At 56.7% G+C, this 11,369-nt stretch carries 9 protein-coding genes; 8 read left to right on the top strand and 1 reads right to left on the bottom strand.

Going from position 1 to position 11,369, the window contains the following annotated elements; translation table 11 throughout:
- The first annotated feature begins 625 nt into the window (after positions 1–625).
- The 3 genes from IK083_07930 to IK083_07920 all read left to right on the top strand — a co-directional run bounded on the left by IK083_07930 (position 626) and on the right by IK083_07920 (position 4,618).
- The gene (locus IK083_07930; protein MBR4749481.1) at positions 626–2,314 is read left to right on the top strand and encodes a hypothetical protein; all 1,689 of its coding nucleotides are present in this window, start codon (positions 626–628) and stop codon (positions 2,312–2,314) included.
- A 259-nt stretch (positions 2,315–2,573) separates the two neighbouring features.
- Complete coding sequence (locus IK083_07925) at positions 2,574–3,509, top strand: hypothetical protein (GenBank protein ID MBR4749480.1); 936 nt, start codon at positions 2,574–2,576, stop codon at positions 3,507–3,509.
- A gap of 152 nt (positions 3,510–3,661) precedes the next feature.
- On the top strand, positions 3,662–4,618 hold the full coding sequence (locus IK083_07920; protein MBR4749479.1) for a hypothetical protein: 957 nt from the start codon (positions 3,662–3,664) through the stop codon (positions 4,616–4,618).
- A gap of 252 nt (positions 4,619–4,870) precedes the next feature.
- Here the strand turns inward: IK083_07920 and IK083_07915 are convergent, their stop codons facing one another.
- A complete protein-coding gene (locus IK083_07915) occupies positions 4,871–6,037 on the bottom strand; it encodes a Gfo/Idh/MocA family oxidoreductase (protein ID MBR4749478.1) in 1,167 nt (388 codons plus the stop codon).
- A gap of 168 nt (positions 6,038–6,205) precedes the next feature.
- Here IK083_07915 and IK083_07910 point away from each other — a divergent pair, with 168 nt between their 5' ends.
- The 5 genes from IK083_07910 to IK083_07890 form a co-directional block, all read left to right on the top strand.
- Complete coding sequence (locus IK083_07910) at positions 6,206–7,372, top strand: insulinase family protein (protein MBR4749477.1); 1,167 nt, start codon at positions 6,206–6,208, stop codon at positions 7,370–7,372.
- Positions 7,369–8,634 carry an insulinase family protein gene (locus IK083_07905; protein MBR4749476.1) on the top strand — a complete coding sequence of 422 codons (1,266 nt, stop codon included), beginning with the start codon at positions 7,369–7,371 and terminating at the stop codon, positions 8,632–8,634. The genes IK083_07910 and IK083_07905 overlap by 4 nt, the downstream gene beginning before the upstream one ends.
- Entirely contained in the window at positions 8,631–9,719 is a 1,089-nt protein-coding gene (rodA, locus tag IK083_07900; GenBank protein ID MBR4749475.1) for a rod shape-determining protein RodA, read from the top strand. The genes IK083_07905 and rodA overlap by 4 nt, the downstream gene beginning before the upstream one ends.
- 102 nt (positions 9,720–9,821) lie before the next feature.
- Complete coding sequence (locus tag IK083_07895; protein MBR4749474.1) at positions 9,822–10,901, top strand: hypothetical protein; 1,080 nt, start codon at positions 9,822–9,824, stop codon at positions 10,899–10,901.
- Positions 10,898–11,369: hypothetical protein (locus IK083_07890; protein ID MBR4749473.1), on the top strand; the 472-nt coding region annotated here is incomplete at its 3' end. The genes IK083_07895 and IK083_07890, both read left to right, overlap by 4 nt.

Raw genomic sequence — 11,369 nt, 5'->3', positions numbered from 1 at the left:
GCCGAGATGACGCCTGTATTGACCGCCGGGCATTCTCCGCCGCGCGGACCCCCCAACGGCCAAAGGCCGTCGGTCCCCCCGCAGATCTCCAACGCTCTCACTATGTATCGAGCGCTGGGATGACGGCGGAGTGGATTTCCCCGGCGGTGGGCATGGATCGTTTCCCCGATCGGGCGGTCCGTTTTTCCCTGCAAAGCCGCAGGCTTTGCAGGGAAAAACAAATAATGTCATCCCGTCCCCAAGTCCGCAGGGCTTGGGGACGGGATGACCTTCGACAGAGCCGCCGGGCAGACCCGGGATCCGGCTTTTCTCCCGGGAAAGGGCAGCCCTCGCCGGAGATACTATGCGCAAAAAAGGCCCCTGCCGCCTTTGTTTATAAAATGTATTGATGCTCGCTCTTTGTCCATGCTATAATAATATTGTATTTTACAACGTATTACAGGAGCATGATATGACTGATCGATCGTTTTTCCCCCCGCCGGGTGGCAGACTTGGGACAAACCTAAGAAAAGAGCGGCTTGCTATGCCTTTGATGCAGCTGCTCGTATGTCTGTGCGTATTCTTTGCCGCATCCTGTGTCTATGCTTCGGGCATGGCTCCCACCGCGGACGGGTCCGGTAGCAATATGATCTATCATCTTTCTTCCGGCATAAACTGCACCCATACTCCGGTCACTGTGTTCGGCAGCTATTACAAGACACCGTCTGATGATCACGGATACCACCTGGTGGTCCCCTTCGCCACTGATCATGTTCCTTCATCTTTCAATGCCCTCGCAATAGATTTCAAGGACGAGGACTACTTCGTCTCCGATCAGGGAGTCTATTCCCCATGGAATAATGATTCCACGTATGACGTGACCTATTCGGGGCCTTCTGACGGTCCGTCCGTGACCGATTTCATCGGACAGAGCTCCGGCAATATAGTCAGCTTTGGTTTCAGCGAGGACAATACCGGCGTTGAGCCGGGGCGGTATCCCGCCTCGATCACTGTCACGGATCTCGGCTCTCCGACTCAGTCAAACGTCACGGATGCTCCTATATGCTTTGACTTTGATATCTGGGTGGTGGATCTGGCCGAGCAGGCCGGGACCATAAGTGTAGCGGAGGGCGGTATATATGAGATAGACCTGACCGCTATCCCTGCGGATTTTCCTCACGAGGACTCGTGCGATATCTCCGTCAGTTGGATGGATACGCCTCCGCCGGGCATGCCGTCTGTGTCAAATCTGTTTTATGATACACTGGGCCAGCGTCCCGTCACCGAGGATACGGGTTCCTTTTGCACAAAGAAGTGGACCTACGGTGATGAGGATAATACTCCGGAGAGGATCTATTACAAAAGACCCACAGGTGCCTACACGTCGCACACTATAACACTGACCCTGTCCGTCAACAACCACCAGCTGGCGCAGAAGATGCTGATGTTCAACACCCGCGCAAAGGGGCTGCTGAAGTATGTTGACGCTCCGCTCACGTGGGGCGGTGAATCATCAGCAAAGCTGCAAGGGTATTGGACTCATGAATTGGAGGATTATCCCGACAATGAATGGCTGGACGATGACGAAGACGGCTTCAATATCGACAGGATCGGCTATGTGGTGGATGACAAAAACAGGCCCTTTGTTTTCAGTGTGGGCGATGCTTTTCACCTGGAGAAAGCGGCTTTCAAGGCGGAAAACAATACGGATCTGTCCACCTTCGGGTATGGGGTAAGCACCGACAAATACAACTATTCCGGTGTCGGCCTTATAGGCAGCAAAAACATCTTTACCAACGAATACACGGTTGATTTGGATGATGATATCTCCTACGGAGATACGCTCTCGGTGATCGATTCCCAGATAGTGACTGCAACCTGGTTTATAGGACTTGACAGGATACGTTCGAAGCACAGGGTCTATACTATAGGCGGCACCTTGACAGAATACAACGACTACCATACTCTCATAGACCTGAGTTGCGAGGCGGCTAAGGGGCTTTCGAGTACTCAGCATGATTTGATAGTAGCCCGCGAATGGGATGTTCTTAAAAGCCTGACGATTAATCGCATAGACAATTATGGTTCGTTAAAGTATTGGGGAAGTGGAACCGTAGCTTGTGAATGGGATCACATTACATTGGAAGATCTTCTTGATACAGGAGACGGAGATTGTAATGCCTGGGGTATTTTTGCCAAAGAATTATTGTCACTGCAAGGGATAACTTGTAATTTAAAAAGGATTGAACTAAGAACTTATCTCCCGGAGTATATAACAATAAACAATGTCTTGGCTTTTTGCAGAAACAAAGCACTGTTCAGGGCGGTTCTATAGATCTTGCTGATTCTCATGTGACTTTTAGCAATCATGTTCTATTAGAGTATTTTGACCAATCAGGTTTGAGAAAAATCTACGATATCGGAACTGGACGGGGGCCGTTTTCTACATGGCAGGAATATGCGCAGTCTGAGTTGGAATTTTGTTATGGATCTTATGAGTGTATTAATAACGAGTTGATCAAGGTGATAGCATTTAAGCGTAATGTGACTGACCCTGATTCCTGGTTTCAGTATATTGATTTTTGAGGCGAGTTATGAAAAAAAAGCTTTTTTTGCTTCTCATCGCGCTTGTTGCAGTGTCATCCGGTATCCGGGCGGGCCTGAACAAGGCGGCGCATACAAACGACAACGCGCAGGATAAACCAGCTTGTGTTAATGAAAAACAATACAAGATGAAAAACCTGTCTCATGACTGGAAGCCGAGCGATAAGCCATATGATATGATAAAGCTTGATGCGACAAGAAGTATCAGGCTGTATATCTGTGAGTCTTCCGACGACAAGGCCCTTGATGGCAATAAATATACTCTTGATCATCGGTTTGTAATAAATGATGAGGCGACGAATACCGAGAACGATCTGTATTGCGACAGGTTACGCTATGACAGCAGGCCCGATCAGTATCCGATCATTACCGATGCCGTGGCGGACAAATCATCAGAGAGCCTCAGGTATATCGTGTATGTGAATTCATCGGCGGTGGTATTGTATGAGATCAATCTGCTGACCTGCAAAAGATCGACAGCGCAGGCAGTAAAGTCTATGTTGGTCTACAACAAGAACAACGCTTTTCACAAACCGAGCCCCAACGACAGCTTTTGCTTTTTGACTCCGTCCATAATAAGCGTGTCTTTCGGAGACGGAGCGCATTGTCATTTTAAGGCATACGGATTTGAAGCTTATACCCTGACTGCAAACGAGATGAACGAAAGGCAGGCTTTGGCAAATCAGCTTGCCGCCGAAAAAGGCAGCGACAACTATGTCGCAGACAACGATCCGATTCAATATAAGCACAGGCTTCCCAAGGTGATCTGGAGCAATCGGCGGTGGTATGACGCCAATCCCTTGCTTGCTACAAATCCTATCATGTGTGATGAGAAAATTGTTTCCGAGCGCGAGCCTGAATATGATATGAACGAATGGGACGGCTGGAGCAGAATGAATCGAGACAGCTCCTGGCTGAAGGATTGAGCCATTCGTTTCCGTTTTCCAAATGCTTAAACGGAGATGCCAACCGGCCGTTTGTGTTTGCGCAGGGAGACGACTTCGGCATTGACTCTGTCGCGCTCAGAGCCAGTCTGATCCCCGATATACTCAACGCCATTCATTAGGAAGATGAGATCATGAAAAAAGCAGTCATTATATCATTAATAGCATTATTCATAATAGGCGCGCTGGTCCTGTATGGCTCTGCCCGCGGGAATAAAGTCATCCTGAAGGATACCGGCGCGGCTCGGACAGCATCAGAAAAGAATAGTGAACAAGCGTTTGAAGCAGTCGATATAAATGCTTTTGACAAGACCGGCATATGCGCCGATTTCGAGACAATGACAAGCGAAGAGAAAGTCAAAGCCGGGACAAAGGAAGATGTGTTGCCTGTAAACAGTGACACTTCGGTGATTTTTCAAAATGTCTGTGAAACCGGTTTGAATGAAGCTGAGATAGGAGCGTACGGCAAAAAGTTTCCGTATTCTGTAAGGAATACTCTGAACATATATTTGGAAAATAAGAACTCTCGGAAGAGAGATCGTATCTGTAGCTTTAAGAGCAATTATACAGAAGAAAATACAAGTCGTTCCGGTCACACATTCAATTACCCGTATGTTTTGGATGCGGAAGTAAGCAATGACGGAAAGATGCTCAGGTTTCTTGTGCGTCATGTTAACCTGGATCTGCAATTCCGTCAATATGATTTGCATAAGAAAAGCCGGCCGGGTCAAGAAGAAGAGCACCCATGGACCGATGTATATGATAATCCTCTTTATCCAAACGGAGGCGGGCTGGTGCAGGCATATTTTGTCAAGCCGGACGTGATCAACGTATTCACGACTACCATGGATTACTCCGTTCAGGTCAAGATGCAGAGCAGCAAGCTCTACAGGCTGAAGAACAAAATCCCTTTGACCGCAAAATTGCCTGATATAATCGCTTATTGTGATTGTATCTACTGGAACGGAAAGGGCAACTATGATTATATAACGAGTTTAGTTTATCACCCGAAGTCCATAGGGGAAAAGCCTCCGGTTCCCACCGAAAAGGACTGGGAAGGCTGGCACAAGCTGGAGAGGACCGTGAAATAGAGCAATAGAGCCTGGCCGCTTTCTGCTCAACGCGCTGCAGCCCGACTACAACAGCAACGCCCGGGATTTTGACAGCGACACCTCGAGAGAGCCTGTTTATCCGGACTAAATACTGAGTGATATATGCCGCGTTTGCGGCTTTTTTTTGTCCGGCATCCGCAGGAGATGCGCCGGGATGACGATATCAAGGCTTGCGGAAGAGCCCGGCCGGACAAAACAGCGCCCCTCCCCGAGGGTCCCCGCGCCCTTGCTCTATTGCTCCGACCGGAAGTCCGGCACCGTCAGCAGCTCCCCGCCCCGGCGGGCAGACTCCATGGCCAGTATGGCCGGCGCCGCGCATTCTGCGGCCTTATAGACGTCCATGGGAGGCTGCTTGTCCTTCAGGAGGGCGTCCATAAAGTAATACATGGGATAATAGTCGGTGCCTCCGTGGAGGGCCCGTCTGAATTCCTCCGGGGCGTCGGGATCCGCGCAGCCCCACTCGGGGTGGCGCTCCCAGCCGGTCTCCGGGCTGTAGCTCTTGCCGCAGTCCTCCTCCAGAGTGGTGCGGGCCCACTCCACGCTCTTTTCGGAGCCCTTGATCTGATACCAGTGGGAGCCGGTGTCCTTTTTGAAGCCGTGAGGGGTGGTAAAGCCCGCCCTCAGGGAAAAGACTATGTCGTCGGAGTGATACATCAGGGCGCACTCTATATCCCTGAAGCTGAAGCCTTTCAGGGAATAGGAGCCTTCCCGGGTGCCCAGGCAGCTGACCCTTTCTATCCTGCCGCCGGTGACGGACAGCAGCGGAGACAGGGAATGGGGCAGATACCAGATGGGATCCCGGGCCACCCGTGATCTCCAGCTGTCCTCATACTCCGGGTCATCACAATAGGAGGGATCGTCGGTCCACACCCTTTTGCCGGTCTTTTTGCTGGTGAACCAGTCCTGCACCCGCATACAGTGCAGATATTCCGCCTCGGCGTAGATGATCTTGCCGAATTCGCCTCTGGCGGCCATCTCCCGCCAGATACGGACAAAGTTCCAGTAGCGGGTCTGCTCCGCCAGCTGGTATTTGCAGCCGGTCCGTTCCACCGCCCTGACCAGCTTCCGGCACTGGTCCAGGGTGCGGGCAAAGGGCACCTCGGTCATGACGTGGACGCCTCTTTCCATTTCGCTGACTGCCAGGTCCGCCTGGGTGTCCGGGTCCGAACAGATGATAATGGCATCATAAGAGGCCTTTTTCACCAGTTCTTCGTAGCTGTGATACACTGCTATATCCCGGCCCATGCTCTCCTTGTAGTGGGCCGCCGCCAGCTCCGCCACGCCCTCGGCGCTGTCGCACAGGGCCACGAACTCCGCGTCCGGGTGCCGGGGATACACGTCGTCCAGGCTCAGCCAGCGGCCGCTGGCGCCCAGCACGGCAAATCTGATCTTGCTCATATCGCTTCTCCGTGAATGTGATGGTCACTTCTATTATAACCCTGCCGAAGGTCAAAGGTAAATGCGTATATCGCCGTAAAACCTGTGATTTTCAACACAGCGGGCGGCCATGTTTTTCTGTGGAATTCGGCCCGGGTTTTTGGTATAATAAGTGTGTGGTATGAGAGTATGAAAAGACTTGTGATCTGTATATTGATATGCCTGGCGTGCACGGCGTGCAGCGCGCTGACCTGCAGGGAGCTGAAGAGACCCGGCTCCCCTGCCATACTCTGCATCGACGCCCCCTCGCAGTTCCTCACTCTCGGCATCTTCGTGCCCAACGTGTCATATCCCCTCAGCGGCACGGCCCATATGGCGGAGCACCTGATGTTCGGCTCCTCCCGGGACCTGGCCGCCGGAGAGCTGGACCTGCGCCTGGAGACCCTGGGCTATTCCGCCGACGCCTACACCTCCTACGACTTCACCTGCTACACCTGCATCCTGAGGCCCGGAGACCTGGAGGCCGTGTGCGGTCTCTTTGCCAAGGCCCTGTCGTCCCCTCTCTTTGACGAGCAGGAGCTGGCTCTGGAAAAGGGCATCATCCGGGACGAAATGGCGGGCAAGGGGGACCGGGAGACGGAAGAGCTGCGCCGGGCGCTGCTGAAGACCGTCTATGGCGATTGCCTGTACGGGCTGCCTCTGGAGGGGGCAGACATAGACGCCATCACCCGGGAGGACCTGGCGCTGTATCACAGCCTGAACTACACCAATGACAACTACGTCTTCGTGGCGGCGGGCCCGGTAGATGACGAGGAGCTGATCCGGGTCATAGGCGGCGTTTTTCCCGCCTCCGGACAAAAGCCCGCCGCCACGGCGCCGGCCATGGAGGTCAAAAGCGGGGTGACCACCCTCTCCCGGGGCGGATATTTCGGCCTGGCGGCGCCCATGGCGCCGGGCTATCTCTTCGGCGAATCCGTGTGCTGCGGAGTGCTCACCTCCCTCATATACGGCCTGGTCCGGCAGGAGCTGCCGTCGGCGGAGACGGGCTACAGGCACAACACGGGCAGGCACGCCTCTCCCTTTACCCTGACGGTGAAGAGTCCGGAGGCCGAAAGGGTCTGCCTGGAGGCCGTGGAAGCCGTCCGCAGGGGCTCCTACTCCGACTCCGCTCTGGAGGCGGCCAAAAAGCTGCAGCTCACGGACTTCCTCACCCGCAATCAGACCGGCAAAAACCTGGTGTATCAGCTGGGCCAGATGTATATACTCCACGGCCTCAAGGGCATAGGGGACTACACTGACTTTGTCTCCGGCGTCAGCCGGGAGGACATAGCCAGGGCGGCGGAGAAATACCTGTGAAAAGACTCCTTGCCGCGCTGCTCCTGCTCTGCTCCGCAGCCTGCTTCGGGGCTCCCGACAGGATAGAGGGCACCATACTGCCCTCGGTGCTCCTCAGTACGGTGAAGGACACGGAATACGTGTATATCACCGTGCTGGCCAGGACCGGCCCCGCCAACGAGAGCAACTCCACGGGTGGCTTTTCGGCCCTCATTGCCTCCATGCTCCTCAACGAGACCAAAAACAGGACCGGCGCCGAGATGGAAGAGGTGTTTTACCGCATCAACGGCAGCATGAACATCACCACCACCCTGGACACCACCGAGATCCGGCTGCTGACCTCCAAAAAGAACCTCATGCCCGCCATGCGGATACTGGGGGACTGCCTCACCCAGCCCAAGTTCACCGCCGAGGCCGTGGCCAAGGCCCGGGACAACGCCTTTGCCGGGCTGGTGAGCGAGAGCGGCGCTCCCTTTCAGCAGGCCTATGACAGGCTGCGCTTTTCCCTCTACGGCTCCGGGCCCTACAAGAGGTCCTTTTACGGCAGCGCCACCGCCATTTCCAAGGCCACTCCCAAGCAGCTCTACGCCTTTTTCAACGAAAACTTCTGCCCCAGACAGCTGGTGCTGTCCGTGGCCGGCGACCTCACCCCGGCAGAGCTGAAAAAGGCGGTGCAAAACTCCTTTTTCAGAGTGACCCCCAGCCCGGAGAGACGCAGCATACACAACTTCAACGAGACCCTGAAGGAGTCCCGCCGAACTCTGATGCCCAACGGCCGGGACGGCCAGACCTACTATCTCATGGGCTTTCTGGCCCCGGCGGCCGGGGACGAGGACTGGGCCCCCATGACTGTGATATCCGGCCTCCTGGGCTCCGGCAAATCCGGACGCCTGTTCCGCCGGCTGAGGCAGCGGGAAGGCTGCTGCTACTACGTGGGCTGCAAATATCCCGTCCTGCTCAGGCAGAGCCACATCTATCTCTATGCGGCCACGGGAGCCGGCAGCGCCGACATGATCAGGGACCGCATGCTGGAGATCACGGAAGACCTGAAGAAGACCCCGGTGGAGCAGGCGGACATTGACCGGGTGGTGACTTACATGCTCACCCAGGAGGACATAGACAGGGAAAACCTGCTCTCCCTCTCCCACCTGACGGCCCTGGAGGAGGTGTACGGCTCCCGGGACGCCAGAACGGCCCGGCTGCGGAAGGTCACCCCGGAGGACGTGACCCGCTGCGCCGAAAAATACTTCACCCATTACGCAGAGGCGGTGCTGGCGCCTTGAAAAACGTGTACCTGCGATACTTTGACCGGCCTCTGGCCGTATCGGCGCTGCTGCTGTGCCTGGCGGGCATAGCGGCCATCTACAGCGCCGCGGGCGCGGAATACGTGAAAAAGCAGCTCTTTTATCTGGCCACGGGCATAGGCATAGCCTGGTTCATGAGCTGCATATCCGTGCCCATACTGTCCAAGCTGGCGGGCAAGCTCTACGGCTTCACCTTCACCCTGCTGCTGATGGTGCTGCTGGTGGGGACCCGCATCAACGGGGCCCGGCGCTGGATAGACCTGGGCTTCATCCGGCTGCAGCCCGCCGAGCTGGCCAAGGTGGCCCTCATCATATGCCTGGGAGTATATCTCTCCTCCCGCCGGCACAGCATCAAGAGCATCAGGACCTTCGCCGGCTCCCTCATCTACATCAGCGTCCCCATGCTGCTCATTTTCCGGCAGCCGGACCTGGGCACCAGCCTGACCCTGGCCGCCATATGGCTGGCCCAGGTCTTCGTAAGCGGCTGCCGCATGAGGCACATACTGGTGTTCTTTCTCGTCCTGGCGGCCCTGGCGGGGGCGGCCTGGTGGACCCCCGGAGTGCTGAAGAACTATCAGAAGGAGAGGATCTACACCTTCCTGTCTCCCGAGTCCGACCCTCTGGGCTCCGGCTACCACGTGCTGCAGTCCCGCATAGCCATAGGCTCCGGAGGCCTGTTCGGCAAGGGCTACCTGAAGGGCACCCAGAAAAAGCTGGACTTCATACCCGAGCAGCACACGGATTTTGTATTCACCGTATTCGGGGAGGAGCTGGGCTTTGCCGGCTGCCTGGGAGTGCTGTGCCTCTACTCGCTGATGGTGTTCCGGCTCATACACATCATGCTGGCCACGGAGGACACCGCCGGCAGGGCCGTCACGGCGGGGGTCTGCGGCCTGTTCATCTTTCATATCGTGGTGAATATAGGCATGACCATAGGGGTCATGCCGGTCACCGGCGTTCCCCTGCCCTTTATCAGCTACGGCGGCACTGCCCTGTGGGGCTTTCTCGCCGAGATAGGGCTGGCCGAAGGCGTGTCCATGCGCAGGCACATGCTCACCCTCTGACAAAAACGCCCCTTTTTTCCGGCGGGCAGCCGCCGCCGGGACCCCGATATATGTTATAATAAGATAAAAGACAGCGCCCGGACAGGGCGCGGGGAGACCGCTATGAAAACTATGCTGACCGTCATCACCCTGATATGCCTGGCCGGCATGGCCGGGGCTTTTCTGATAAGGGATTATTACGCCGGAGAAGAGTATCTCGTCCGGATGCGGGAGAGGAGCGTGACAGAGGCGATCGGCGTCAAGCCGCCCCTGACCCTGCCTCTGAGAATGAAGATATCCGATTTTCTGGGGACTATCCCAGGCACTGTGGATCTGCTTAAGGAGCGTTTCCGCCGGCAGCCCGGCAAGATATCCGCCGCCGCGCCAAAGGCAGGACCGGCGGACGCCGGACCGGCAGGACCCCGTCCGGCGGAAAAGCCCTTTGCCGCAGCCGGGCCCGGAGCCGCGCCGGCCGTGATCCCCGCCCCCCGGCCTGCGCCTCAGCCCGTGACCCCCGTGGAGATCCCCAACGACTACGCGGCCACCGGGACGGGCGCCCTGCGGAACGTGATCACCCTGCCCGCGGACCTGCCCGAAAGCGTCAGGGACGCCGTGCTGGAGCACATGGGCGACCCCCGGCCCAGACCCGCCGTCATGACCTTCGGCAGCTGGCCCCGGGAAAAGGGCGGTAAAAAGGAGCCCATAGAGTGGCTGGTAGTGAAGACCGTCACGGTCTATAACGTGTTTCTTGTGAGCAAGGACGTGCTGGACCGGCAGCCCTTCAACGACAAAGGGAAGGCTTCCTGGACGGATTCTTCCCTGCGCAGGTGGCTGAACAATGACTTTCTGAACGGGGCCTTTTCCCCGGAGGAAAAAAAGCGCATCCTGACCGGCAGCGTCGCCGTGGGAAACGGCGCGGTCAGCGATCGGGTCTTCATCCCCTGCCGTGAAGAAGCGCTGATACTGCTGTCGGATCCCCGCGACAAGACCGCCGCCCCCACCGGATACGCCCTGTCTCCGGACATGCCCGTGGACTCAATATCCGGCGGCGCCCCCTGGTGGATCAGGGGACAGGGCGGCGCAAAATGCGAGCTCATCTCCCATATGGGCTTCGTGGGAGAGGTCAACGACCAGAGTCTGACGATGGTGGGAGTGCGCCCGGCCCTGTGGATCACCACCAAAAACCCGGAGGACCTGCCGTGACGGTCCGGGCCGTCATAGCGCTGCTGCTGGCGCTCTGCGGGCCGGCTGCGGCCCTGTGTCCCCGGGGAGCGGCCCCGGCTGCGACCCTGTATTCCGCGGACCTGCGGGGACTCGCCATAGAAGAACAGCTGTTTTTCAGCAGCCTGCAGGGCATCACGGCCCAAAAGCAGCCGCGCATCTATTATCTGCGGGACAACGGCCCGAGCGACAGCGAATGGGCGGCATACTACCGGGAAAAGGGCTATATCCGGCAGCTGATCCCACTGGAGCCCTATGAGCTCTTTGAAAAATTCAGAGGGGAGATAAAGGGCGCGGCGCTGTGGGACCCGCAGCTCACCTCCACCGTCAACGCCGCCTGCGCCGCGGCGGGGGCGGAGGCGCTGGCCGTATGCACCCCGGAGCTGGCGGACAGGCTGAATATACCCGTGAAGCTGGACCTGCGGGGGCGTTTTTCCACCGACCGCGAGG

It is taken from the genome of Abditibacteriota bacterium, from assembly GCA_017552965.1.
Classification (GTDB): Bacteria; Armatimonadota; UBA5829; order UBA5829; family UBA5829; genus RGIG7931.
This window is presented reverse-complemented; position numbering and strand designations above follow the sequence as displayed.